Here is a 23,861-nt window from a genome sequence, read left to right as displayed (position 1 = left end):
CCGGCGCCGCGGCGGCCGACGGCGCGCCGGAGCTGCCCGCGCCGTCCGCGCCGCCTGCGGGAGCGTCGCCCTCCTTCGCCAGCGCCGTGGCGGTCAGCGCGCACGCCAAGGCGATCGCAACGGCCAGAAGAGCCACGCCGCGGCTGCCGACGCCGCGGGTGGCGCGGGTGGCGATGGCGCGGCCGCCTGCGCTGTGGCCGGTGATGGCGCAACTGCTGGCGCGGCGGCTGCTGGCGTCGCGGCGAGCGAATGCGCGGTTGGCGAAGGGCTTCTCACTCATGGTTCTCTCCTTTGCTCGCGCCCGCGAAAGGCGCGGGCGACGCAGAAGGCGCAGATGACATGGCAGATGACGCGGCGGGTGGCGCAGGCTCGCACGCCGCGGCAGATGGCGCAGGCTCGCACGCCGCGGCGGGCGCGCCCGCGGGCACGACGAGCGCGTCGGACGCGGAGGGCGCGTAGAACCCCGCGCGGAAGGTGGTGCGGCGGATGATGCCGTCAAGGCCGATGAGCAGCGCAGGCAGAAAGCAGGTCACAAGCGCGAGCGATATGAGCGCGCCGCGGCCGAGGAGCAGGCCGAGCGTCGACACCGCCGAGATGGACGACGAGAACGACAGCGCGAAGCCCGCCGAGGCCAGGATGCCCGCCGACACCAGAAGCGAGCGGAAGCTCGTCCCGAGGGCCGCTGCCGCCGCGGCGCGCGCCGGCATCAGCTTCCGCGCGCGCAGGTAGTGCATGGTGAGCAGGATGCCGTAGTCGATGGTGGCGCCGAGCTGCACGGTGTTGATCACCAGGTAGCCGATGAAGTTGATGGGCGTGCCCGTGAAGTACGGGATGCTCAGGTTGATCCAGATGCCCGACTCGATGGCGAGCAGAAGCGCGAAGGGCAGCGCGAGCGAGCGGAAGGTGACGAGCAGCACCGCGAAGATGGCGATCACCGCCACCAGGCTCACCACCACGTTGTCAACCGCCACCACGTTGCGCATGTCGTAGAGGTTCGCCGACTGCCCGGCCGTGTAGAACGTGTCGTAGCGGCGCGCCGTCGTCTGCGCGATCTCCTCCACCGTGGCGAACGCCTCGTCGCCCTCCACCTCGGTGTCGACCGACGCCACGATGCGCGCGTACTCGTCGGAGTAGAACTGCGAGGTCACGCCCTCCCCGAGCCACTCCTGCGGGATGGCCGCGCCCACCATGGACGCGTACGACATCACGCCCGTCACGTGGTCGAGCTGCGCCAGGTCGTCCGACAGCGCCGCCTCGGCCGCGATGTTGCCGCGCGGCACGAGCACCGCCACCACGTTCTGCCGCCCGAACTCCTCGCGCACCGCCGCCGTGTCGGCGCCCGAGCGCAGCGTGAGGTCGGGCTGGCCGTTCGAGTAGGTGAAGGTGGCGTGCGCCTGCCCCAGGAAGGCGGGCACCACGAGCGCGAGCACGAGCACGAGCGCCGGCACGCGCACGTGGCGCAGCACCTTGTCGACGCCCTTGAACGAGGGCATGAGCGGGCGGTGCGCCGTCTTGTCGATGAGCTTGCACAGAAGGAGCGTGACCGCGGGGAGGAACACCACCACGGTCACGAAGCTGAGCACGATGCCCTTGACCAGGTTCAGCCCCAGGTCAGCGCCGATCTGAAACTGCATGAAGGACAGCGCCGCGAAGCCGAACAGCGTGGTCACGGCGCTTGCCGCGATGGTCGAAACCGACGAGCGCATGGCGCGCGCCATGGCGGCCTCGACGCCGTCGCCGCGCAGGCGCTCGGAGGCGAACGCGTGCAGGAGGAAGATGGCGTAGTCGAGCGACACGGCCAGCTGCAGGATGGGGCTCACCGAGAACGTGATGAACGACACCTCGCCGAGGACGAGGTTCGTCCCCATGTTGATGAGGATGGACACGCCGATGGCCAGCAGGAACAGCAGCGGCTCGATCCACGAGAGCGTCGAGAGCACGAGCAGAAGGACGATGGCCGGGACCACGATGGCGACCGCCATGCCCACCTGCTCGACCACGCTCGACTGCATCTGCGCGATGTCGGCCGCGTCACCCGAGACGGCGTTGCCCTCGCCGAGCGCGTCGACGTAGGCGCGCAGGGCGGCGACGCCCGGGCCCTCCTCGCCCTCCGCGACCGACACCTGGAAAAGCGCCGCGCCGTCCTTGTAGTAGGCTTCCACCGTGGAGGGGTCGAGCACCTCGAGCGGGACCGTCACGTCGACCATGTCGTCGAGCCACATGACGTCCTCGACGCCCGGAAGGTCGGCGAGGCCGGCTTTCACGGCGAGCGCGGCGGCCACCGACACGTCGCGCACCATCACGTAGGCGTTCGGGATGGCCTGGTCGAACTGGGTGGACATGATCTCGACCGCCGTTGTCGACTGCGCCGAGGGCGGCAGGTAGTCCGCCATGTCGTAGTTCGTGCGCACGAACGGGATGCACGCCGCGCACACGACCGCCACGGCGAGAAACGCCGCGACCACCGCGCGCCGATGCGCGATTATTCCGCTGATGAGCCGGTCCATACGCAGCTTATACCCCATCTGAGACGTGCCTTTCGCCTCGTATGATAGCGCGAGAGCCTACCCCATCAGCACCTTGAGCGCGCGCGGCACCATATCCACGCAAAACCGCGTGCCCAAGACCCGCTCGCCGTCAGCCTGCGCGGCGAGCGGGCGGTCGAACGTCACCTCGAGGCGGCGCGCGCGGAGCTGCTCGATCCGGCGGAAGCGCACGTGGTGCCCGCCTTTCGCCAGAAGGAAGATGACCATGGCGGAAAGCGAGTTCAAGGGCGGGTGCGCGAGGCATATGTCGAAGAGGCCGTCTGCGGGGTCGGCCTGAGGGCACACCTTGAAGCGCCCGCCGTAGGTGGGGCCGATCTGCACGGCGAAGATGTAGGACTCCCCGGATATCGCGCGCGCCAGGCCTGCGAGCGCGGGGTCGTCGTCAGGGGCTGGGCTGGCGACGGGCGCCGAGCTGTCGTCAGGAGCGGCCGCGTTGCCAGCGGGGGCGGGGCCGTCGCCGAAGGCGCCCTCCCCTCCTTCGAGCTTGGCCTCGTAGCGCGCGGACACGAGGTGGTGAAGCATCTGGTCGATGCCGCTCTCCAGGTAGAGCAGCGTGCCGGTGCGCCCCGTGCGGCGGCGGCGCTCGACCGTGTCGAGCGCGATGGCCGCGTCGAGGCCGAACGACAGCGTCTCCACGAAGAACTCGCCGTTCACGCACCCCACGTCGAGCAGGCGCGCGTTGCACTCGAGCACCTGCGCGACCGCATGCTCGATGCGCGACGACATGCCGAGCGTCGCCGCGTAGTCGTCGCCCGAGCCCATGGGGATCACGCCGAGCATGGGGCGCGCGGCCTCGTCGCGGCGCATGAGGCCGCCCGCCACCTCGTGCACGAGCCCGTCGCCGCCGACGGCGAGCACGGTGCCGTACGCCTGGTGGAGGTGCTCGGCTATATCGACGGCATGCCCCGGACCCGTGGTGAGCATCACGTCGAAGGCGTCGGGCGTGCCGAACGCGCGTAGGAGCTCCTCCTCCACGCGCGACGCCGCCTGCGCTCCCGCGCCGTTTCGCGCCGCCGGGTTCACCACCACCGCGATGCGCCTGAACCTGTTCACCTCTCACCTACCCTTACATGAACCGAACATGAGCCGGAACGCACCAGACCGTGCATGAATCGAACACGAGTTGGAACGCGCGCCGGGCCGCACGGAAAACGAACACGAATCGGGACGCGAGACAGACCGTGCAGAAAACGAAGGCCATTTTGGCAGAAATCTTCAGTTCTTTGTCTTCCCGTATCCCCGGCAAGCCCCATTTGGGCCCCGACTGAGCTGTTTTGTACATCATACCTGACATATTGCGGGCAATCGGATCTCTTTTGGGGCTTGTAACCCTTTCGAGCGACAAACATCTGAAGATTTCTGCCAAAATACGCGCCCAAATCTGCACGGCCCACGCACGAGGCCCGCTGGCCCTGTACGAGGAGGCTCGCGAAGCCCCGCGCGCCTTCCCCGCGCCCGTTTCGACGGGCGATTTCGTTCGACCCGCCGCGCGAATTCGCCCGCTTCGCCTCGCGGAGGGTCCGCCGGAGAGCCGGCCGCGCGATGCAAGCTTGTGATGCGCGAGATCGCACGCTAGAATGCGGATGTGGACGATATCCTCCGCGAAGGGGAGGAACCGTACCCGCATGAAAGGACTCATATGAACGTTGGCTTCATAGGGGCCGGCAAGGTAGGAGGCGCGCTCGGGCGATATTTCGTCGCGCGCGGCATCCCCGTGACCGGCTATTATGACGTGCGCCCTCCTGCGGCGCAACGTGCGGCGCAGCTTACCGCGACCGCCGCGTTCCCCGACGCCGCCGCCCTGGCCACGTCAAGCGACCTCATCTTCCTCACGGTTCCCGACACGGTCATCGCATCCGCCTGGCACGCCCTGCGCGACGCCTGCGCCGAGACGAACGCGCTCGAAGGAAAGGTCGTCTGCCACTGCAGCGGCTGTCTGCCCGCACGCGTCATCGACGCCGCGGCGGCCTGCGGCGCCCATGCCGCGAGCATCCACCCGCTCCTCGCCGTGAGCGACCCCGCCATGGACCTCGGCGCGCTCGAAGGCGCGCACCTCACCCTTGAAGGTGACGCGGCGGCCGTCGACGCGCTGCGCGAGCTGCTGGCGAGCCTGCCCAACCCCCTGCACGCCATCGACGAGGGCGATAAGGTGCGCTACCATGCCGCCGCCGTGCTGGCGAGCAACCTCGTGCTCGCCCCGCTCGCCGCCGCCGAGCGCCTCATGACCTCCTGCGGCTTCGACGAGCATGACGCGCGCGTGGCGCTCGAGCCCCTCGTCAGGGGAAACGTCGACGCGTTCTGCACGTGCGGCGCGGTGGGCGCCCTCACGGGCCCCGTCGAGCGCAACGACGCGAGCACCGTCGAGGGGCACCTGCGCGCGCTCGACGCGCACGACCCCCAAACCGCCGGCCTCTACCGCGCGCTCACGGCCGCGCTCGTCGACATCGCGCAGGCCAAGCACCCCGACCGCGACTACGCGCCGCTTGCCAGCGCGCTTGCATCCGACGGCGCCAACCCCGACAGCGCCGCCGCCACCCATCCCAACCCCGCCACTCGTTAGGAGAACTCCATGAAGAACACCGTTTCCACCTTCGCCAAGGCCAAGAAGGACGGCGCGCGGCTCTCAATGCTCACCGCCTACGACTACACCACCGCGAGCCTCGTCGACGCGGCGGGCGTCAACGGCATCCTCGTGGGCGACTCGCTCGGCATGACCATGCTCGGCCTGCCCGACACGCTCGGCGTGACCATGGACGACATGGTGCACCACACCCGCGCCGTCGCGCGCGGCGCGAAGGAGGCGCTCGTGGTGGCCGACATGCCGTTCATGAGCTACCACCTCTCCTGCGCGCAGGCGACCGAGAACGCCGGGCGCCTCGTGAAGGAGGGCGGCGCGCAGGCCGTGAAGATCGAAGGCGGCGCACAGTTCACCCCCGAGATCGAGGCCATCACGCGCGCGTCCATCCCCGTGATGGGGCATCTGGGCCTCACGCCGCAGTCCGTCAACGCGTTCGGCGGCTTCAAGGTGCAGGGCAAGAGCACCGCGGCGGCGCAGCGCATCGTCGACGACGCGCGGGCGCTCGAGGCGGCCGGCGCGTTCGCCGTGGTGCTCGAGTGCATCCCCGCCGAGCTCGCGCGCATCGTAACCGACGCCGTGGGCATCCCCACCATCGGCATCGGGTCGGGCGCGGGCTGCGACGGTCAGATCCTCGTCTACCAGGACATGCTCGGCATGTTCGACGACCTGACGCCGAAGTTCGCACGTCGCTTCGCCGAGGTGGGCGCGCTCATGAAGCAGGCGTTCGCCGACTACGACGCCTGCGTGAAGGACGGCTCGTTCCCCGCGCCCGAGCACACCTTCGCCGCCCCCGCCGACACGTTTGACGGCGTCAAGTAGCGCCGCACCCCAGGCGCGTACGCCCGCGAGCCTGCGAAGCTGCGAGGTCGTGTGACCCCGCCGCACGCGCCCGAGACGCCCGCCTGCGAGCCTGCGAAGCTGCGAGGTCGTGTGACCCCGCAGCACGCGCCTTCGCAAGCCCGCCCATCCGCATTACCACCTTCCCACCGAAAGGACCTTCCATGACGAGAGTCGTCACCACCATCGCCGAAGTTCGCCAGATCGTGCGCGCCTGGCGCGCCGCCGGGCAGACCGTCGGGCTCGTGCCCACCATGGGGTACCTGCACGAGGGGCACCAGAGCCTCATCGAGCGCTCCGTGGCCGACAACGACCACACCGTGGTCAGCGTGTTCGTGAACCCCACCCAGTTCGGCCCGAACGAGGACCTGGAGAGCTACCCGCGCGACCTCGAGCATGACCGCGCGCTCGTGGAGGCGACGGGCGCCGACGTGGTCTTCCACCCCACGCCCGCGGAGATGTACTACCCCAACCGCCGCACCACCGTGCACGTCGACGAGCTGGGAAGTGAGCTGTGCGGCAAGAGCCGCCCCATCCACTTCGACGGCGTGTGCCTGGTGGTGAGCAAGCTGCTCAACATCGTCACACCCGACCGCGCGTACTTCGGGCAGAAGGACGCCCAGCAGCTGCTCATCGTGCGCCGCATGGTGCGCGACCTGAGCTTCGGCGTCGAGATCGTGGGCTGCCCCATCGTCCGCGAGGCCGACGGGCTGGCGAAGAGCTCGCGCAACACCTACCTCTCGGATGAGGAGCGCGCCGCCGCCGTGGTGCTGTCGCGCTCGCTCGCCGCAGGCCGCGCCGTTCTCGAAGGCGGAGAGCGGCGCGCGTCAGCCGTGCGCCAGGCCGTCCTCGACGTGCTCGCCGCCGAGCCGCTCGCCGCGCCCGAGTACGTCGAGGTGGTCGACACCGACGACGTCAACCCCGTGGAGACGGTGGAAGGCGAGGCGCTCGTAGCCATCGCCGTGCGCATCGGGGGCACGCGCCTCATCGACAACTTCTTCTTCACGCCGGAGGTGTAGGCGCCCATGCAGCTCACCATGCTCAAAGGGAAGATCCACCGCGCGACCATCAGCCAGGCTGAGCTCAACTACGTGGGCTCCATCACCGTCGACCCCGAGCTCCTAAGCGCCGCGGACATCCTGGAGTACGAGATGGTGCAGGTGGTCGACGTGAGCAACGGCGCGCGCTTCGAGACCTACACCATCGCCGGCGAGCCCGGCAGCGGCATGATCTGCGTAAACGGCGCCGCCGCGCGCCTCGTGCAGCCCGGCGACACGTGCATCATCATGTGCTACTGCCAGATGTCGCCCGACGAGGCCCGCGCGCACCGCCCGCACGTGGTGTTCGTCGACGAGAACAACAAGCCCGTGGAGGTAACCCGCTACGAGCGCCACGGCGAGATCAGGTAGCGAGCGATAGCGGGACGGAGCAGCGGGGAGGCGGGAAGCAGGAACGCGGCCTGAAGCATCGAAGGCACCCCCGCTTCCCCACGTGCCTCCCCGCGCACTTTCCCATGCGCCTCCCCGCCCGCTGGGGCAGGAAAAGAAAATCGCCGCGCGGGGCGGCGATTTCGGATTCAAAATGGCGGGATGTACGAGACTTGAACTCGCGACCTCCGACGTGACAGGCCGGCGCTCTAACCAACTGAGCTAACACCCCAAGGTGGGCTTGCAAAATGGCGGGATGTACGAGACTTGAACTCGCGACCTCCGACGTGACAGGCCGGCGCTCTAACCAACTGAGCTAACACCCCGTGTTTTGCAGCTCGTCTATTTTAAACATACGCGCCCGCCGTGGCAAGCCCCATTTTCGAAAATTTGAGCCACGGAGCCGCGATCGAAGAAGGCGATCGAGGAGGGTCGGCTGCAAAGCAGCTGCAAGGCTGGTTGCAGACGCCATCGCCCCACGGAGGATGCGCTCAGCAGCTCAACCCACCCCGCGATCGAAGGCCAGCAGGCGGCGGTAGCGCTCGTTCGCGCGGGCGAGCTCGTCCGGCGCGCCGTCGATGGCGAACGCCCCGTCCTCCAGCAGCACCACGCGGTCGCACGCGCCCACGCCCTGCAGGTGGTGCGTGATCATCACCACGGTGCGGCCTTCGAGCTGCTCGAACATCACGTCGATGAGCGCGCGCTCGGTGGCGGGGTCGAGCCCGGCGAACGGCTCGTCGAGCACCACCACGGGCACGTGCGACAGAAGCACGCGCGCGAGCGCGATGCGATGCCGCTCGCCGCCCGAGAAGCGCTGGCCCGCCTCGTCGACCATGGTGTCGAGGCCCTGCGGCAGGCGCTCGAGCAGGGGCGCGAGCCCCACGTCGGCCATGACGCGCTCAAGCTCCTCGTCGGTGGCGTCCGCGCGGCCGATGAGCAGGTTCTCGCGCAGCGTCTGATGGAACAGGTGCGGCTTCTGCTGGATGATGCCCACGAGACGCGCCATCTCGTCACCCCACGCGCCCGCCTCGCGCCCCGCCACCGCGACGGAGCCCTCGCGCGGGGCAAGCTCGCCGCGCAGGAGCGCCGCGAGCGTCGACTTGCCCGCGCCCGAGCGCCCGAGCACGGCGAGCCTGCTCCCCTGCGGGATGCGCAGGCTCACGTCGCGGATGAGCGGCGACGCGGCGCCGTAGGCGAAGGTGACGTGGTCGAAGACGATGTCGGCCGCGAGAGAGAAGGGGTCAGCGGCAGTTGCGGCCGCAGCATCGCCTGCGGACCCGCCAACGGCCGCAGAAGGGACGGCAGGGTCAGCGGCACGCGCAGCCTGCCCGCGCGGCGCGTCAGGGTCGGGATAGCCGTTGAGGCGCTCGACGGCCGCGCCGTGCTCCACGAAGCCCTCGGCCGCGGCAGGCGCCGGGGCGAACGCCTCGATGAGCGGGAAGAAGCACAGCGCGAAGGCGGCGATCCAGTTGGCCGCGTACGCCGGGGCGTTCTCGGAGCCGACGCCCTCCAGCGCGCCCACGGCGCCGCCAGCCGCAGCCCCTGCGCCCGTGCTCGCGCCGAACGCGCTCGCCGCCCACACGAGCACGGCCACGACGCAGAGCCCGAAGAGCACCTGCGCCGCCACGTCGCGCACGCGCACGAAGCGCCTGGCCGCGCGCTCGGCTTCGCGCAGCTTCCCTTCGAGCTTTTCGCAATGCGCGAGGTAGTCGTCTCCGCGGCCCGAGAACACCCAGTCAGCCACGCCGAGCACGTTGTCAGTCAGCTCGTCGTAGAGGCGCGCGCGCAGGATCTGCGCGCGGGTGCGCCGCGCGCCGTTCACGCACACCGACGCGAGCGGCAGCACGATGACGACCACGCCGAGCATCACCGCGAGCAGCCCGGCCACCGGCAGCGAGAACGCCCCCGTCGCCACGACGACGACCACGTACATGAGCCACGCCGCAGCCAGCGGGAACACCGAGCGCAGGTACAGGTTCTGGATGTGCCCGATGTCCTCGGACAGCACGCCGAGCACCTCGCCGAGGCGGCGGGTGCGCGCGAGCGGCGAGGCGGCGCGCTCAAGGGAGTCGTAGAGGCGGCGGCGCAGCTCGCTGGTCATCCGCAGCGCCCAGTCATGGCTCACCAGGCGCTCGAAGTACTGCAGGATGGGCTTGCCGATGCCGAAGATGCGCACGAACAGCGACGGCACGTGCAGCGCGAGCACCGTGAGCGGCAGCGCCGCCGCGAGCGAGATCATGTAGCCCGAGGTGAACATGAGCGCGCCCGCGAACGCGAACGCCGCCACGCCGAGCGCGAGGGCGAGGGCGAGCACCCCCGCGTAGCGCGCGAAGAAGGGCCGCACCCACGTGTCAGTCTTCCACACCTGCGCGACTCGTGCGGGCCCTGTGACGTTTCCGCTGCTCATAGCGCACCTCCCAGCTTCTCGAGCACGCCTGCGGCGCGCGCGGCGCCAGGCGTTCCCTGCCACGCCACGCGCCCGCCCTCCATCACGAGCACGTAGTCCGCGTCAGCCACCCAGTGGAGGCGGTGCGTCGCGATGAGGGCGAGGCGCCCCTCCATGAGCGCGAGCATGTGCTGCTTGAGCTCGAGCTCAGTCTCGATGTCGAGGTGCGCCGTGGGCTCGTCGAGCAAGAGGACGTCCCTCTCACGGGCGAGGAACGCCCGCGCGAGTGCGATGCGCTGGGCCTGCCCGCCCGAGAGCTCGCGCGCGCCTGAGCCGATGGGCTCGTCGACGCCTCGCTCGAGCGCGTCGACCACGCCGCCGAGGCCCACGAACGCCAGCGCCTCGCGCACCTGCGCGTCAGTCGCGTCGGGTCGGTAGAACGCCACGTTGTCGCGCACGCTCGCGTGGAACACGTAGGGGTCCTGCGGGATGTAGGCCACGCGGCGCTGCCAAGCCGGCGTGCGCAGCGTGGGCAGCGGCGCGCCGGCGGCGCGCACCGCACCGCACGTCGGATCAGCGAAGCCCCCGACCAGGCTGAGCAGCGTCGACTTCCCCGACCCGCTCGCGCCGATGACGGCCACCTTGCACGGGGCGGCGAAGGAGAACGACACGTCGGAAAGCGCCCCTTCGAAGTCAGGGTAGGAGAACCCCACGCCCGCGAACGCGAGCGAGGGCGCAGACGCAGCGGGGGCTGACGCGGCGACCTCGGGGTGCGCGGCGGCCTCGGGGTGCGCGGCTTCCGCAAGACCCTCCCCTTCCACATCTCGCAACGCGGCCGCATCCTGCGCGCCTTCCGCGTCCGCCGCCGCGCGCGCGAGCCCCTCCCCTTCCGCGATCAGCTCGCCGAGCGCCGCGAGCGCCGTCCTGCCGTCGAGCGTGGCGTGATAGTCGGCCGCGAACTCGCGGATGGGCCTGAAGTACTCGGGCACCAAGATGAGCACCGCGAGCGCCGGGAAGAACGCCAGCGCGCCGTCCACCAGGCGAAACCCCAGCATGATGGCAACCGCCGCCAGCGCGAGCGTGGCGAACGCGTCGAGCACCGCGCTCGAGAGCGTCGCGATGCGCAGCGTTTTCATGGTGGCCTCGCGGAAGCGCTCGGACACCGCGAAGATGCGCGCAGAGTGGGCGCGCGCGAGGCCGAACGCCTTGAGCGTGTCGATGCCGCGCACCGAGTCGACGAAGTGGCTCGACATGACCTGGAACTGCGCATGGCGCCGCGCCGCCTCGTCGCTGGCCGTGTGCCCGATCATCACCATGTACAGGATGATGAAGGGGAAGCACACCAGCGCGATCACGCCCGACACCCAGTCGAGCGGGAAGATCGCGAGCAGCAGCACGAGCGGAATGATGACCACCGCGCTCATCTTGGGGATGATGAGCGCCACGTACGTCTCCACGTTGTCGACGCCCTCGACCACGTCGGCCACCACCGCGCCCGAGCCGCGGGAGGCGGTGAGGCGCGGCCCCGCGGCGAACACCGCCTTGAGCGCGCGTTCGCGCAGCTCATGCGCGCGGGCGCAGGCGTAGCGGTCGAGGTAGGCGTCTTGGGCGGCCAGGATGGCCTGGCGCCCCACGAAGCATGCGAGGAAGGCGGCCAGCCACGGGGCCTCGGCGGCAAGCGGACTTCCCGCCCACACGCCCACGATGAAGCTCGCGAGCGCCCACGCCTGCCCCACCACGGCGAGCGCGCGGACCAGCGTGAGCGCGCACGTGAGCGCATACGCGCCGCGCGCGCCGGGAAGCGCGAGCAAAGCTCGGTCGAACACGCGCCCTCCTCTCCAGCCAGGAGCTTCGCGGCCTCGCAGCCCAGGCCCAGCCTGTCGGCTGCTTCTCTTGTGTCGCGGCCGCGCGGTCCTCGGCCCAAGCCCAGCCTGCGGCTGCATCTTTCGGGTCACGGCCGCGCGGCCTTCAGTCTGCCAGCCTCAACGCCGGCTTCAGCTTCAGCTCCAGCCCCAACTTCCGTTCCAGCGCCGGCCCCTCGGCCCATCGGCCCCCGCTCCAACGCCGGCCCTCGGTCCAACCAGCCCCGTTCCAGCCAAACGATTAAATGCTACTTATATTATAGCATTTCTCCGGACGACGTGCGCTGCGCGATGCGCGTCGTTGTCAGGACGTGGAATCCCTGCGGGGCCGCGCCCGCCGCGACGGTGGCCTCGACGCAGGCCGCGAGCAGCACGTCAGGGCGCAGCGAGCCCGTCGGCTTGGCCTCGAGCGTGAAGCGCACGCGCGTGCCGTCAAGCTCGACGTCTCCCGCCAGGAAGTCGGCCACGCGCAGGACCTTCTCCTTCTTCTTGCGCGCCACGCGCACCTCGTCGGGCACCTCGAGGCGCTCGGGCGCGCAGGAGAGCACCGCCTCGTAGGTGCTCAGGGGAAACGCCACCGACGCCGCGGGAGCGGAATGCTCCACGTAGGCGCACGAGAGCGGCATCATGTCGTCCGCGCTCGCGGCCTGGAGCGCAGCGAGAGCGCGCTCGGGCGGCACATAGGAGGTGAGCAGCAGGTCGAAGAACTCGTGCGAGCCGCCCACGCCGACGGGCAGCGCCGCGCCGAACGCGATGCGCATGTGCGGCGAGAACCCCTGACTCACCGCGAACGGCAGCTGCGCGCGCCGCACCGCGCGCTCGAGCGCGTGCGCCACCTCCAGGTGCGAGAGCATCGCCAGACGCCCCGCCTTGCGAAAGACCACCCGCAACCGAAACAACCTCGGATCAGCCATGAAGCCCTGCTCTCCTCTCACGCCGCGACACCCCGCCGCGGTTTCCCACGGCGCGCGCCCCGCTGCGGTTTCTCACAGCGCGCGTCCCGCCGCGGCCCCTTACACGCATGCATGCCATGATACCAAGAGTCGCCGCGTCAGTCAGGGAAGGCGCGTGGCAATCGGCATCACCCTACCGCATGGCAGGGCATAACGACCGCAACCTCTTGACCTTTGCGTATCCTGGTAAGCTAGGCTCTTATCAGGGCCGTCAGACAGCGGCGAGGTAGGGCAAGCTCATTGGTAATGGCCTTTGCAAGAGACGATGAGCAGCATTCCGTCTTCAACCTTGTATACGAGTCGGTTCGCATCGTCAATACGGACGCTGGAAAGCCCGAAGCGGCTATGCTTCAGGCGCTCGGCTTTTCCTACGGGCGCAGAGCCCGGATCAGAAGCGCTCCTCTCGATGTCCTTCACAAGCTTGTTGATGCGCTTTAGCGTCTTTCGATCCTGCGATTGCCACCAAACGTAGTCATCCCAAGCCGACTCGCTCCACACCTTTCTCATTTAAAGCTCCGCGAGCTCATGCTCGACAACGTTGCCATCGCGCATCGAGAGATATATTGAGTCCATCTTGTCGGCGAACTCGCGCTCGGTGGGAACGGGCGCTACCACGGCGAAGGGAAACCCTCGGTGCGCCACGAACTGACGCGCAAACACGTTGAAAGCCGCCGTAGGCGTAAGGCCGATATCCGACGACACCTCCTCCATCTTCCGCTTCAAATCGGAGTCAAGCCTGATGTTGATCGTGCTGGTAGCCATAGCGCCTCCCGAGAAAACAAACATCATAAAATATAGCTAGTATATATCAATAATATAGCTTCTGCGCCACAAAGTATGTAATTACAGAAAACCAAGCCTTTTCAAGATCGACAGGAGAATGACATGGGAACGATGCTGACGGCACCCACGTACCCCACCAACGACAGGATTACGCCGCCCTCGTTCGCTCCCGAGAAGAAACCGAAGGGCAAAACCCGTAACGATTATCAACCCGCATCCTCAAATTGCTACGGCATCCGCCATCTTGAATCCGGTTCTCGGGGTTCGAAGTAGCCTTTGATGCAATTTGGGTTTCGCACGCAGATCTGGACATGCGTCTTCTGCTTGAATCCAGCCCCCTCGTAAATTGGATCGCCCTCCGAAAAAAGGCCCCGCGCAGAGTCGAACGGGGTAAAGCCTATGCCATCCTCTCTTCGCGCTCTCTCTATGCGAGAGTGCAAGTGCTCAATCACAGCGCAATCGCGTCTTCGAAAGAGCTTGTCGCCGGTCTTCCCATCGTTGGTTGGCATGCATACGCCCGCTGAGGCAAGCTCAGCCTCCATTAACTGATACCCAGTAGTAAGCAATTCAATGTACCGGCTGTCCGTCAGATTCAGGCAATAGCCAAGATCAACAACCGCCCCGATTACAGCAGGAACCCGCACGAAACCCCTCGATGCTTGTTCGTTAGCCCAGGAAAGGGCACGTTCGTAGTTTTGCTCCCAGAAGTAAACGCCCCAACCAAGCCAGTCGTAGTCATTCCTGCTAGGTCGAAGATCCTTCCCCCCGTAGAGCACGGCATCGTGGGTTGATTTATCACAACCATGAAAAGCCAACACGAGATTGGGAAGCTTGGAATACATTAGCAATAAGGCTTGGTTAGCTTGTTGTCTCGATCAATGATCTTCGCCTCACGAAGCCTTGATCGAGCAAGCTCAGTGGCTTTGGGGGCATCGGTGCGAACGAGTTTTTTGAACTCGGCTAGACTTGCTCTCTGCTGTTTCTTAAACTCATCGAGCGTCATGATGTCTCCTATCCAAGACATGCTGCATCTGGCGAGTATAGTATAAACCTGTTTAGCTGAATGCATGCGAGAGATACCTCGCAGCCTCATTTCGTCAGCAGCATCCTGCTCCACCACGATAGGCTATTAGGACTTCCTGAAAACCTGTCGAGGCTGTGGCGCTACCGTGTCGGGGATTATCGAATCGTCTGCGACATTGAGGACGAGATCTTGTCACTCAGATTCAACGAGAAAAACCCTCAGCGACAAGAGGCGTGTAAAAGTGCGCAGTCAAACGGCATTCGCCCCCGCGCCTCCGCACAATGTCAACTCAATCGAGCCACCTCGTGACAAAAGGCGAAAATAGTGAAATAATAGTGAAAATTAGTGAAAAGCAGGGCAGCGCCGATGAGTCGAGGAGGCGCCGAACACGATGATCAAAGTCACCCTGACGAACGCCATCCTGCGCCAGATCACCGCCATAGAGGAATATCGGTTCCGCACGTCGGACATGGAGATTCCAGCGCTCACCATGAACAGGCTGCGCAAAAACTCAAAGAAGAGGAGCTCCTACGCGTCAAGCAAAATCGAGGGCAACCCGCTTTCCGAGCAGCAGGCAGACGAGGCCATCGAGCGCGATGAGCACAGGCATTTCCTGAAGCCCGAGCAAGAGGTGAGGAACTACTTCGCCGCCCTGTCCCTCCTCGAGAGGAAGCTGGCCGAAAAGCAGCAGGTCACGACGAAGCTCATCATGGAGGTGCAGGCTATCGTCGAAAAAGGCGCCTCGCGAGAAAAGATCGGGCTTCGCGGCCCCATGCCTCCGGGAGTGCTTTTCGCCGTCTACGACGCGCAGACGGGAAGCCCCGGCTACATTCCCCCTGAAAGCTCCGAGATTCCCGAGCTGCTCAGCGAGCTTGAAGGATACGTCAAAAACACTGACGACCATCCGCTCATCATCGCCGCAGTCGTCCACTACCAGCTGATCACCATCCATCCTTTCGAGGACGGAAACGGGAGAACCGCACGGCTGGTTTCCGGCTACATCCTCGACTACTACGGATATGGGTTTCAGGGAATAGGCTCGCTTGAGGAGTACTTCGCATACGACCCCGAGGAATACTACGCCTCGCTCCAGATGGGATTGCCCGCGCTGTACCACGCGGGGAGGGACAATCCTCCTCACCCCGAGATATGGGTCAGCTACTTCTTGAGGATGATGGAGCTGTACGCCAAAAAAGTCTCCGACCTTGCGAGCGAAGCCATGGGAAGCAGCGCCGAGGAGGGCCTCTCCCATCTGAAGGCAAGGGAGAGGGATCTCTTAGCCTTCGTGCTTGAGAACGGCATCAGGGAATTCACGCCCATCGAGCTCTCCCGACAGCTGGGCGTAACCAACAAGACCGTGATCAACCGGACGGCGAACCTCGTGGAAAACGGCTTTATCGTGCCCATGCTCGTCAAAGAGAGAATTCGGTCCTATCGTCGCAGCGACTTCACCGATGCCAACGAAGAGCTCATCTTAGAGGCCTTGAGGTCTTAGCGAAACCGCTTCGGAATAGCGCAGATCCGTTTGAAAGGTTGATGAGCTCCCCATCGTTTTTAGCCAAACAACCCCACGTGGCTCCCTAACCTCGTCGCGGCGAGCGTGAGCATCCCGCCATCGACTCGATAGATCAATCCAGAGAGTTCTGCCTGATGGCGAGTTGATTATTGCGATTTTCTACCCAACTTGTTTACCAGAACCGTAGCGCCCCGAACTCTTGGATGAGCCCTTCCCGAAGAACATGGATCGCACTTGACTGCACGTCTCCGCCGATGACCTACCGATCTCCGTAATGAGACTTGCAGGATGCAATCTCAAGGTTTCCCTCGCAAATCCTGTAGACAAGGCGGTTTTGACTGTCGATTCTGCGCGACCAAAAACCAGAGAGATCACCCCGAAGAGGCTCCGGCTTTCCAGTGCCTTCAGAAAGCCCATTGCGCTCAATGTCCTTGACGAGCGCATTGATCCGCTTTACCGTTTTCCGGTCCTGAGTCTGCCACCAAACATAGTCATCCCACGCCTCGGGCGCCCAGATCTTATTCATCGACAAGCTCCCGAGCTACTCCAATACCAGCATCAAGCGCAGCCGCCGAGCGGCGAAGATGGGCGAGGTTCTCTTCGCTGTAAAACGGATCCACGGAGACCTCAAACGGAATGCGGCGCTCACGGCCCATCTTCTTGGCGAAGATGTTGAAAGCGGTCGACATGCTCATGCCGAGCTCCTTGCACGCCGACTCCATGTTCTTCTTGGTTTCCTCGTCCATGCGCACGTTAACCATCGCAGTAGCCACGACAGGCCTCCTTTCATCTTGCCGCGACAATATCATATCGCCTATCTATTGTAAAGCAGAACGATATACAATCAATAGCATTATGGAATGGCTGGTTGTAAACGTTGCCGCAAATACTGAATGAGGCGCGCCCAAAGGCCACCTAGACCTGAGGTCGCATGATGCCGCCAACATGCTGTGAAGCGCCTTTGCCAAATAGCGCATCTGCTTGCCGAGCTGGTCGCTTTGCCTGCAAGCTGGATATCTCGCCCGTGTGCCTTCTTCGCCGATCCATTCGGTCATTAGCTGGAACGAAGCTTCCAGGGAGGCTTCGTCAGTTGCTTTTCGCAGTCTAAATCCAATTCTGTCCAGCAGCCCGTTGAACTCAAGCTCGGTCGTTGCGAACTCGCCGAGGTTTTGATTTCGCTCCCGTCACGCAAATCGAGCGGTTCATCCTTTGCGGCTCGACTGAGCCTTGCGCTGCAGTTTCGTTAGCGTGCCCAGCAGCTTCGAGGCCAAGCCCAAGCGCTCTCAGACCATCTCGCGACCAGGGGGTTCTGAGCTTCATGCAGCCCTAACGCAATGAGCCTATCGTCAGCACGGATTTCGGAAAGGTGCGAAACGGATCCCTACCTCAGCAGCCTCGCGGGGACGCCCACGTAGGTCCCCGGCTCCTTGATGTCCCCGATGACCACGGCGCCCGCGCCCACCATGCAGCCGCCGCAGATGCTGACGTTGTTGCTCACGACGCTGCCGACGCCGAGCCAGGTGCCGTCGCCCACCGTCACCGCGCCCGCGACGTGGGAGCCCACCGAGACGTGCGCGAACCTGCCGATGCGGCAGTCGTGGTCGACCGTGGCCCCCGTGTTGACGATGGCGCCCTCGCCGATGCGGACGTCGGAGTTGACGATGGCCCCCGCCATGACAACGGAGCCCCTCCCGACCTCGACGCGTCGGCTGACGGAGGCGGCGGGGTGCACCAGCGTGACGGCGCGCCCGCCGAGCCCCCGCTGGATGCGCTCGCGAGCGCGGGCGTCCCCGATGGCCACGAAGAAGTCGGCGTCGGGGAAGCTCCCCCAGTCCGACGCCCTGCCGACGACGGGCAGGCCCGCGCACTCGGCCAAGCCCTCCGCGTCGTCCAAGAACGCGACGTCCCGGTACCCGACCCGCATGGCGATGTCGGCCACGACCTTCCCGTGGCCGCCGGCCCCTATGATGATCAGCCTTCTCATGTTACCTCACCTGCCGGCATCCGCCCCGTCATCTCGCGAAGAGCCTCCTAGTCCCTCCTGAACAAATCCCGCGTGTAGACCTTGCCCGCCACGTCGTCGAGGTCGGGGCTCCAGCGGTTGGCGACGATGAGGTCGCACCTCTCCTTGAACGCCTCCAGGTCGCGGGTGACCTCGGAGCCGAAGAACTCGGGGTCGTCCAAGGTGGGCTCGTAGACCACCACGGGGATCCCCTTGGCCTTCACCCTCTTCATGACGCCCTGGATCGAGCTCGCGCGGAAGTTGTCCGAGCCCGACTTCATGACGAGGCGGTAGACGCCCACGACGGGGCGCTCCACGCCCTCGTACACCAGCCCCCACACCCGGTCGACCACCTCCTCGGCCACGTAGTCCTTGCGCGTGCGGTTGGCGTCGACGATGGCCTGGATCATGCACTGCGGCACGTCCCTGAAGTTGGCGAGCAGCTGCTTTGTGTCCTTGGGCAGGCAGTAGCCCCCGTAGCCGAACGAGGGGTTGTTGTAGTGGGAGCCTATGCGGGGGTCGAGCCCCACCCCCTCGATGATCTGCCCGGCGTCGAGCCCGCGCACGCTCGCGTAGGTGTCCAGCTCGTTGAAGTAGGACACGCGCAGGGCCAGGTAGGTGTTGGCGAAGAGCTTCACCGCCTCGGCCTCGGTGGCGCGCATGACGAGGGTGGGGATTGAGTCGGCGGGCTCCTCTGCCCCCTCGGCGAGGAGCCGCGCGAACTCGCGGGCCCGCCCCTCGAGCTCATCTGCGAACTTGGACTCACTCGGCACCCCCACGATGATACGAGAGGGGTGCAGGTTGTCGTAGAGCGCGCGGCCCTCGCGCAGGAACTCCGGGCTGAACAGGAAGCGGCCCTGTGGGTAGCGCTCGCAGAGGGACTTCGTGTAGCCCACCGGCACGGTGGACTTCACCACCATGACCGCCTCGGGGTTCGCCTCGAGCACCAGCTCCACCACCTGCTCCACGTAGCGCGTGTCGAAGAAGTTGCGCTCCTCGTCGTAGTTGGTGGGCGTGGCGATCACCACGAGGTCGGCCCGCCCGTAGGCGGCCCTCCCGTCGAGCGTGGGGCGGAGGTCGAGCGCCCGCTCCCCGCGCGCCGCCTCGGAAAGGAAGCGCTCAATCTCGGCGTCGGCGATGGGGCTCTCCCACCGGGCGAGCCTCTCCACCTTCTCCGGCACCACGTCCACGGCGTCCACGTGGTTGCACTGCGCCAGCAGCACCGCCAGCGACAGCCCCACGTACCCCGTCCCGGCAACGGCGATTCTCATAGTCAAGTCAGTCCTTCCTTCTTCTGTTCTCAAAGTGCATGAGCGCCGCCCGGCCGGCGGCGCCCGGGCGAGCCCTACAGCCCGTAGTAGCCCCTGTACCACCTGGCGAACGCGCGCAGGCCGTCCTCCAACTTGGTGCCCGGCTTGAACCCCAGGTCGCGCTCGAGGGCGCTCGTGTCCGCGTAGGTGACGGGCACGTCGCCGGGCTGCATGGGCACGAGCTCTCGGTGCGCCTCGAAGTCGTAGCCCTCCGGCAGCACGCCCTCCTCCACGAGCACGCGCTGCAGCGTGTCGACGAAGTCGAGGAGGCTCTCGGGGTGCGAGTTGCCGATGTTGTACACGCGGTGCGCGGCCCGGGGCAAGCCGTCGGCGCCGATCTCCACCGCAGGCGGGGCGCCCATCACGCGCACCACGCCCTCCACGATGTCATCCACGTAGGTGAAGTCGCGCTGGCAGTCGCCCATGTTGAATATCCTTATCTTCTCGCCGCGCACCAGCTTGTCGGTGAACCCGAAGTAGGCCATGTCGGGGCGGCCCATGGGGCCGTAGACCGTGAAGAAGCGAAGCCCCGTGGCGGGGATGGAGTAGAGCTTGGAGTAGGCGTGGGCCATGAGCTCGTTCGACTTCTTGGTGGCCGCGTAGAGGGACACGGGCTCGTCCACGCGGTCGCCCTCGGCGAAGGGCACCTTCTCGTTGCCGCCGTAGACCGAGCTCGAGCTCGCGTAGACCAGGTGCTTGACCGGATGCCTCCTGCACGCCTCGAGCACGTTGAAGAACCCGACCAGGTTGGAGTCCACATAGGCGCGCGGGTTCTCGATGGAGTAGCGCACCCCCGCCTGCGCGGCGAGGTTCACCACCACGTCGAAGCCTCGCTCCCCGAACAGGGCCTCGACCGCCCGCTCGTCGGCCAGGTCGCCGCGCACGAAGGTGAGCCTGCCAACGGAGAACCCATCAGCGCTCGCGTCGCCCGCGCTCCCGCCCGCCGCGCCGGCGAGCATCCGCAGCCTGTCCTCCTTGATCCCGACGTCGTAGTAGCCGTTCACGTTGTCGAGCCCCACGACCTCGCAGCCGCCGTCCTCCAGCAGACGCCTGCACAGAAACGCGCCGATGAACCCGGCTGCGCCGGTTACCAGAATCCTGTTCACTGTCTTCTCCAATTTGTCAAAGGAACATTGCCAAAATGATCGATTGCGACGCCGAAGCCGGCGCAGAGAGGCGCCCACCTCGCCCCGACCCCACACATGGAGAGGCCGCCCGCCCGCGTCTCCCACCCCAGGTCGAGATCCCCCGACTCGATGAAGACAGACACGTAGGTCCCAAGCTGATCATGCCCATCTTGTAGTACGGTAGCACGCGGCTTTCCACGTGGCTGGGACCACAACGACCAGGGGAAGGAGGAACATCTCAGGGACCTTCGTCGTGAAAGCCAGGACGAAGACGGCGATGCCCGACGTCATGGTAAACATCAGGGTCGTGTTGTGGAGCTGGATCTTCTGGAGCGCCTCCTCCCGCAGAGAGTCGTACTCGGCGAGAAGGGCGCTGCTCGCCGCCTGACAAGCTCGCCCACCCGCCCGCGCAGTCTGGGTGTCCCGGATTTGGACGCTCTGGATCCCATGCGGTTCAGCAGGCCGCATTTCGAGCGCCCTGGCTTTCATACAATTTAGGCTTTCCTGGTTTTCGTGGAAAATTACGTCTGATTATGAGTCTTTCGCCAACCCGGATTTCGGAAAGGCCTATTTTGTCTAGCATTTTGACCAGAGGCAATTTGGATATTTTGAGCTTCTACCTCGTCAAGAACTCGTGACCCTTCGCTATCCGGCCGCGCCAGTAGTCGAGAAGGTCACGCATGGTCTTCTCGTAGGGGATCTCGGGCTCCCATCCGGTGTGGGCCTTGAACTTGCGGCAGTCGGGCACCTGCAGGTCGGCGTCGATGGGGCGCAGGCGCGCGGGGTCCACCTCCACGCGGATGTCGTCCTTGATGGTCGAGTAGCCGATGAGGGCGTCGAGGGTGTCGCCCACCTCGCAGGTGTGGGTGCCGCCGATGTTGTAGTACTCGCCCGGGACGGGATCCACCGTCACGAGCATGTAGTAGGCGCGCACGGCGTCGCGGACGTCCGCGTAGGTGCGCAAGCTCTTCAGGTTGCCCACCTTGATCACGGGATCTATGAGGCCCGCCTCTGCCATGGCCACCTGCTTCGCGAACGTGGACTCGTGGAACACGTCGCCGCGCCTGGGGCCGGTGTGCGTGAACATGCGGGTGGTCATGACGGTCATGCCGTAGGCCTCGGCGTAGTAGCGGCCCAAAAGGTCGGTGCCCACCTTGGAGATGGCGTAGGGCGAGGCCGGGTGGAAGGGGCACTCCTCGTGGATGCCCCCCTCGGGCTTCTTGTCCGCCGGGATCTTGCCGAAGACCTCAGACGACGCGCAGACGTGGATGACCGGCTCGTAGCCGGGCACGCGGTCGCGGGCGTTCCTCAGCGCCTCGAGCAGGCGGGCGGTGCCGTTGACGTTGGTCTCCAGCGTGTCGATGGGCGCGGTGAAGCTCGTGAGCGGGTAGCTCTGCGCGGCCAGGTGGAACACGTAGTCCGGCATCACCTCGTCCACAACGCGCACGAGCGATATCTGGTCGTTGAGGTCGGCGTACTCGAAGAAGAGGCGGTCCCTCCTGTTCGCGCGGTCGAGCAGGTGCTCCACGTTGTCGAGCGGGCTGCGCCAGCGGCACACGCCGTGGACGTCCCAGTCGGTGTTCTCCAGCAGGAAGTCGGCGAGGTGGCTGCCCACCATGCCCGTGACCCCCGTGATAAGCGCCTTGGTCATCTCTCGATTCCTTTCATCTCTCTTTGGAACTTGCTCGTGAACGACTCTCCCGCGTCGTAGACGCGGTAGTCGGCCGCATAGATGCTCTTTATCTGCGCGACCTCGGGCCTGTGGTCGAAGAAGCCCTCCGGGGGCGCGGCGATGCGGTAGCGGAGCCCGGGGAAGGCGCGCATGCGGAGCACCTCGTCGGCCATGCGGACGCGGCTCACCAGCTCGGGGCCGCAGACGTGGAGGTAGGCGTGGGGATAGGCGCCCCAGTTGCCCGCGAGCCAGGACACCGACGCGAGCACGTCCGAGAGCGTGGTCGCGCTGCGGTAGAAGGGGTGGAAGACCTCTGCCTCCTCGCCCCGCGCGGCGCACCCCCTGAGGTACCCGACGAAGCGGTCGTGGTCCGAGGCCACGTACGAGAGGCGCAGCGCCTTGAAGAGAGGCGAGCCCTCGAAGCGGCGCTCCACCTCAGCCTTCATCTCCCCGTATGCGAAGGCGGGGCCGCGAGCGCTCTCCTCGTCGTAGGCTACGCCCTCGTCGGGCGGGAACACCGCGTCGCTCGAGAAGAAGAGCACGCGGGCGCCGGCCCCGATCGCCTGGCCGACCACCTTTGACGTGCCCTCGACGTTGACCCGCCAGCAGGCCTCGCGGTCGTTGGCGCATTGGTCGGGCCCGGACACGGCCGCCGCGAAGACCACGAGGTCGCCCTCGCCGAACGGGCAGGACGCCAGGGGCTCGTCAGCCGCCAGGTCCACCGGGTGTACCGGGTCGTCCACGGACATGCCCGTGACGGCGCGGCCCGCCGCCTCGAACATGCCCGCGACCCGCGAGCCGATGTAGCCCGTGGAGCCGATGACGAAGATGCTCTCGCTGCTATCCAACATGTGCTCCCACCTCGAAGAATCTGACTCCCGCCGCCTCCGCTGCCGCCCGGTCCTTCTCGGAGTCGCCGTACATGACGCACTGCGCCGGGTCGGCGCGGAAGTCGCGCATGGCGCGGACGAGCATGCCGGGCCTGGGCTTGCGGCACCCGCACTCCCCCGTGAAGTCCGGGTGGTGCGGGCAGAAGTACCAGGCGTCCACGCGCGCGCCCAGCGCACGCAGCTCCACTGCCATCGCGCGGTGCAGCGCGCGCATGTCGGCCGCCGAGTACATCCCCTTGGCGACGCCCGCCTGGTTGGTGACCACGGCGATCCGCCAGGAGGGGTCCTCGGAGTAGCGGCGCATGAGCTCCACCGTCTCCGGGACGAGCTCGCACTCCTCGACGCTGTGCAGGTGCCCCGTGTCCACGTTGACCGTGCCGTCGCGGTCGAACATAGCCAGGCGCGCGGGCCCGGGCCCTCCCGCGCACCCCCCGCCGGGCGCGAAGAGGCCCTGGGCGCGCTCGTAGTCCTCGGGCACCCCGATGTCGACGAAGCCCCCGCCGGCCTCGACGGCGACGAGCGCGCCGTCACGGACGACGCGGGCGAACCAGCCGTCCTCCAGCGAGAACACGTCCGGCTCCCCCTCGAGCGCATCGCGGCGGATTAGGTACGTCCCCCCGTTTATGAGGCCGTCGGGGCAGGGCGCCTTCTCGCGGAAGGCCAGGATGCGCCCGCCGGCGCCGACGTCCAGGGTGCCGTACCGGTCGAAGCCCCCCATGCGCTTGGAGGCGATCGCGCACTGCACCCCGGGGTCCGCCGCGAGGGCGCGCTCCATGGCGGCGAAGTCCGCGTCGAGGTACGTGTCGCCGTTCAGCACGAACACCTCGGGCCGCGCGCACAGGGCCAGGGCCCCCTTGAGGGCGCCGCCCGTGAGGAGCGGCGCGTCCTCGGGGCTGTAGTCGACCTCAAGGCCCCGGTACGTCCCCATGAAGTAGTTTTCGATCTGCT

At 66.6% G+C, this 23,861-nt stretch carries 23 protein-coding genes and 2 tRNA genes; 6 read left to right on the top strand and 19 right to left on the bottom strand.

Translation table 11 applies throughout. The features are described 5' to 3' along the window. The 3 genes from G7Y49_RS09135 to G7Y49_RS09125 all read right to left on the bottom strand — a co-directional run. Positions 1 to 280: hypothetical protein (locus G7Y49_RS09135; protein WP_206214615.1), on the bottom strand; the 280-nt coding region annotated here is incomplete at its 3' end. Continuing rightward, on the bottom strand, positions 273 to 2,525 hold the full coding sequence (locus tag G7Y49_RS09130) for an RND family transporter (RefSeq protein WP_241157362.1): 2,253 nt from the start codon (positions 2,523 to 2,525) through the stop codon (positions 273 to 275). The genes G7Y49_RS09135 and G7Y49_RS09130, both read right to left, overlap by 8 nt. A gap of 39 nt (positions 2,526 to 2,564) precedes the next feature. Beyond that, complete coding sequence (locus G7Y49_RS09125) at positions 2,565 to 3,599, bottom strand: diacylglycerol kinase family protein (RefSeq protein WP_165173103.1); 1,035 nt, start codon at positions 3,597 to 3,599, stop codon at positions 2,565 to 2,567. 586 nt (positions 3,600 to 4,185) lie between these two features. On the opposite strand from G7Y49_RS09125, the gene G7Y49_RS09120 reads away from it, so the two are divergent. The 4 genes from G7Y49_RS09120 (at position 4,186) to panD (ending at position 7,370) form a co-directional block, all read left to right on the top strand. Beyond that, positions 4,186 to 5,106: a Rossmann-like and DUF2520 domain-containing protein gene (locus G7Y49_RS09120; RefSeq protein ID WP_165173101.1), complete on the top strand. Its 921-nt coding sequence runs from the start codon at positions 4,186 to 4,188 to the stop codon at positions 5,104 to 5,106. Between the two features lie 9 nt (positions 5,107 to 5,115). Further along, positions 5,116 to 5,943 (top strand): 3-methyl-2-oxobutanoate hydroxymethyltransferase, encoded by an 828-nt coding sequence (panB, locus tag G7Y49_RS09115; RefSeq protein ID WP_165173099.1) that lies wholly within the window; start codon positions 5,116 to 5,118, stop codon positions 5,941 to 5,943. 182 nt (positions 5,944 to 6,125) lie between these two features. Beyond that, positions 6,126 to 6,980: a pantoate--beta-alanine ligase gene (gene panC / locus G7Y49_RS09110; protein WP_165173098.1), complete on the top strand. Its 855-nt coding sequence runs from the start codon at positions 6,126 to 6,128 to the stop codon at positions 6,978 to 6,980. Positions 6,981 to 6,986: 6 nt separating this feature from the next. After that, a complete protein-coding gene (panD, locus tag G7Y49_RS09105) occupies positions 6,987 to 7,370 on the top strand; it encodes an aspartate 1-decarboxylase (protein WP_165173097.1) in 384 nt (127 codons plus the stop codon). A gap of 173 nt (positions 7,371 to 7,543) precedes the next feature. Here the strand turns inward: panD and G7Y49_RS09100 are convergent. From G7Y49_RS09100 to G7Y49_RS09065, 8 genes are all read right to left on the bottom strand, one after another. Next, positions 7,544 to 7,620 (bottom strand) — tRNA-Asp (locus G7Y49_RS09100). A gap of 17 nt (positions 7,621 to 7,637) precedes the next feature. Then, positions 7,638 to 7,714, bottom strand: a tRNA-Asp gene (locus G7Y49_RS09095). Between the two features lie 173 nt (positions 7,715 to 7,887). Continuing rightward, a complete protein-coding gene (gene cydC / locus G7Y49_RS09090) occupies positions 7,888 to 9,795 on the bottom strand; it encodes a thiol reductant ABC exporter subunit CydC (RefSeq protein ID WP_165173096.1) in 1,908 nt (635 codons plus the stop codon). Next, positions 9,792 to 11,600: a thiol reductant ABC exporter subunit CydD gene (gene cydD / locus G7Y49_RS09085; RefSeq protein WP_165173095.1), complete on the bottom strand. Its 1,809-nt coding sequence runs from the start codon at positions 11,598 to 11,600 to the stop codon at positions 9,792 to 9,794. Before cydD ends, cydC begins: the two co-directional genes overlap by 4 nt. Positions 11,601 to 11,893: 293 nt before the next feature. Beyond that, the gene (locus G7Y49_RS09080) at positions 11,894 to 12,550 is read right to left on the bottom strand and encodes a TIGR03936 family radical SAM-associated protein (protein ID WP_165173094.1); all 657 of its coding nucleotides are present in this window, start codon (positions 12,548 to 12,550) and stop codon (positions 11,894 to 11,896) included. A 276-nt stretch (positions 12,551 to 12,826) separates the two neighbouring features. Further along, positions 12,827 to 13,096 carry a Txe/YoeB family addiction module toxin gene (locus G7Y49_RS09075; RefSeq protein WP_165173093.1) on the bottom strand — a complete coding sequence of 90 codons (270 nt, stop codon included), beginning with the start codon at positions 13,094 to 13,096 and terminating at the stop codon, positions 12,827 to 12,829. Next, positions 13,097 to 13,351, bottom strand: a complete 255-nt coding sequence (locus G7Y49_RS09070) for a type II toxin-antitoxin system RelB/DinJ family antitoxin (RefSeq protein ID WP_241157361.1) — start codon at positions 13,349 to 13,351, stop codon at positions 13,097 to 13,099. Positions 13,352 to 14,213: 862 nt separating this feature from the next. Beyond that, a complete protein-coding gene (locus G7Y49_RS09065) occupies positions 14,214 to 14,375 on the bottom strand; it encodes a hypothetical protein (protein ID WP_165173092.1) in 162 nt (53 codons plus the stop codon). A 412-nt stretch (positions 14,376 to 14,787) separates the two neighbouring features. On the opposite strand from G7Y49_RS09065, the gene G7Y49_RS09060 reads away from it, so the two are divergent. Continuing rightward, on the top strand, positions 14,788 to 15,891 hold the full coding sequence (locus G7Y49_RS09060; RefSeq protein WP_165173091.1) for a Fic family protein: 1,104 nt from the start codon (positions 14,788 to 14,790) through the stop codon (positions 15,889 to 15,891). Between the two features lie 280 nt (positions 15,892 to 16,171). On the opposite strand, the gene G7Y49_RS09055 is transcribed toward G7Y49_RS09060, so the two are convergent. The 5 genes from G7Y49_RS09055 to G7Y49_RS09035 form a co-directional block, all read right to left on the bottom strand. Next, complete coding sequence (locus G7Y49_RS09055; protein ID WP_165173089.1) at positions 16,172 to 16,438, bottom strand: Txe/YoeB family addiction module toxin; 267 nt, start codon at positions 16,436 to 16,438, stop codon at positions 16,172 to 16,174. Further along, complete coding sequence (locus G7Y49_RS09050) at positions 16,431 to 16,685, bottom strand: type II toxin-antitoxin system RelB/DinJ family antitoxin (protein ID WP_241157360.1); 255 nt, start codon at positions 16,683 to 16,685, stop codon at positions 16,431 to 16,433. The genes G7Y49_RS09055 and G7Y49_RS09050 overlap by 8 nt, the downstream gene beginning before the upstream one ends. A gap of 608 nt (positions 16,686 to 17,293) precedes the next feature. Further along, positions 17,294 to 17,896, bottom strand: a complete 603-nt coding sequence (locus tag G7Y49_RS09045) for an acetyltransferase (RefSeq protein ID WP_165173087.1) — start codon at positions 17,894 to 17,896, stop codon at positions 17,294 to 17,296. A gap of 47 nt (positions 17,897 to 17,943) precedes the next feature. Then, positions 17,944 to 19,185, bottom strand: a complete 1,242-nt coding sequence (locus G7Y49_RS09040; protein WP_165173085.1) for a nucleotide sugar dehydrogenase — start codon at positions 19,183 to 19,185, stop codon at positions 17,944 to 17,946. A 74-nt stretch (positions 19,186 to 19,259) separates the two neighbouring features. After that, positions 19,260 to 20,330 (bottom strand): NAD-dependent epimerase/dehydratase family protein, encoded by a 1,071-nt coding sequence (locus G7Y49_RS09035; RefSeq protein ID WP_206214614.1) that lies wholly within the window; start codon positions 20,328 to 20,330, stop codon positions 19,260 to 19,262. Between the two features lie 220 nt (positions 20,331 to 20,550). Here G7Y49_RS09035 and G7Y49_RS12120 point away from each other — a divergent pair, with 220 nt between their 5' ends. After that, complete coding sequence (locus G7Y49_RS12120; protein WP_206214613.1) at positions 20,551 to 20,739, top strand: hypothetical protein; 189 nt, start codon at positions 20,551 to 20,553, stop codon at positions 20,737 to 20,739. Positions 20,740 to 20,967: 228 nt separating this feature from the next. On the opposite strand, the gene G7Y49_RS09030 is transcribed toward G7Y49_RS12120, so the two are convergent. The 3 genes from G7Y49_RS09030 to G7Y49_RS09020 form a co-directional block, all read right to left on the bottom strand. Beyond that, positions 20,968 to 22,002, bottom strand: coding sequence for a GDP-mannose 4,6-dehydratase (locus G7Y49_RS09030; protein WP_165173073.1), 1,035 nt, complete (start codon positions 22,000 to 22,002; stop codon positions 20,968 to 20,970). Next, positions 21,999 to 22,874: a sugar nucleotide-binding protein gene (locus G7Y49_RS09025; protein ID WP_165173071.1), complete on the bottom strand. Its 876-nt coding sequence runs from the start codon at positions 22,872 to 22,874 to the stop codon at positions 21,999 to 22,001. Before G7Y49_RS09025 ends, G7Y49_RS09030 begins: the two co-directional genes overlap by 4 nt. Then, positions 22,864 to 23,861, bottom strand: a 998-nt coding sequence (locus tag G7Y49_RS09020; protein ID WP_165173069.1) for an HAD-IIIA family hydrolase, incomplete at its 5' end; no start/stop codon positions are given. The genes G7Y49_RS09020 and G7Y49_RS09025, both read right to left, overlap by 11 nt.

Origin of the sequence: Adlercreutzia sp. ZJ242, assembly GCF_011038995.1 — a bacterium.
Lineage (GTDB): Bacteria > Actinomycetota > Coriobacteriia > Coriobacteriales > Eggerthellaceae > CAAEEV01.
Note: the sequence above shows the minus strand (reverse complement) of the source record. Positions and strands in the feature narration are given on the sequence as shown.

Excerpts from the sequence above, each read along its gene's own strand:
- G7Y49_RS09065 (WP_165173092.1), bottom strand. The coding sequence starts at position 14,375 with ATGACGCTCGATGAGTTTAAGAAACAGCAGAGAGCAAGTCTAGCCGAG.
- G7Y49_RS09045 (WP_165173087.1), bottom strand. The coding sequence starts at position 17,896 with ATGAGAAGGCTGATCATCATAGGGGCCGGCGGCCACGGGAAGGTCGTG.
- cydC (WP_165173096.1), bottom strand. The coding sequence starts at position 9,795 with ATGAGCAGCGGAAACGTCACAGGGCCCGCACGAGTCGCGCAGGTGTGG.
- panB (WP_165173099.1), top strand. The coding sequence starts at position 5,116 with ATGAAGAACACCGTTTCCACCTTCGCCAAGGCCAAGAAGGACGGCGCG.
- G7Y49_RS09030 (WP_165173073.1), bottom strand. The coding sequence starts at position 22,002 with ATGACCAAGGCGCTTATCACGGGGGTCACGGGCATGGTGGGCAGCCAC.
- panD (WP_165173097.1), top strand. The coding sequence starts at position 6,987 with ATGCAGCTCACCATGCTCAAAGGGAAGATCCACCGCGCGACCATCAGC.
- G7Y49_RS09055 (WP_165173089.1), bottom strand. The coding sequence starts at position 16,438 with ATGAATAAGATCTGGGCGCCCGAGGCGTGGGATGACTATGTTTGGTGG.
- G7Y49_RS09060 (WP_165173091.1), top strand. The coding sequence starts at position 14,788 with ATGATCAAAGTCACCCTGACGAACGCCATCCTGCGCCAGATCACCGCC.
- G7Y49_RS09070 (WP_241157361.1), bottom strand. The coding sequence starts at position 13,351 with ATGGCTACCAGCACGATCAACATCAGGCTTGACTCCGATTTGAAGCGG.
- G7Y49_RS09120 (WP_165173101.1), top strand. The coding sequence starts at position 4,186 with ATGAACGTTGGCTTCATAGGGGCCGGCAAGGTAGGAGGCGCGCTCGGG.
- G7Y49_RS09130 (WP_241157362.1), bottom strand. The coding sequence starts at position 2,525 with ATGGGGTATAAGCTGCGTATGGACCGGCTCATCAGCGGAATAATCGCG.
- G7Y49_RS09075 (WP_165173093.1), bottom strand. The coding sequence starts at position 13,096 with ATGAGAAAGGTGTGGAGCGAGTCGGCTTGGGATGACTACGTTTGGTGG.
- panC (WP_165173098.1), top strand. The coding sequence starts at position 6,126 with ATGACGAGAGTCGTCACCACCATCGCCGAAGTTCGCCAGATCGTGCGC.
- G7Y49_RS09040 (WP_165173085.1), bottom strand. The coding sequence starts at position 19,185 with ATGAGAATCGCCGTTGCCGGGACGGGGTACGTGGGGCTGTCGCTGGCG.
- G7Y49_RS09025 (WP_165173071.1), bottom strand. The coding sequence starts at position 22,874 with ATGTTGGATAGCAGCGAGAGCATCTTCGTCATCGGCTCCACGGGCTAC.
- G7Y49_RS09080 (WP_165173094.1), bottom strand. The coding sequence starts at position 12,550 with ATGGCTGATCCGAGGTTGTTTCGGTTGCGGGTGGTCTTTCGCAAGGCG.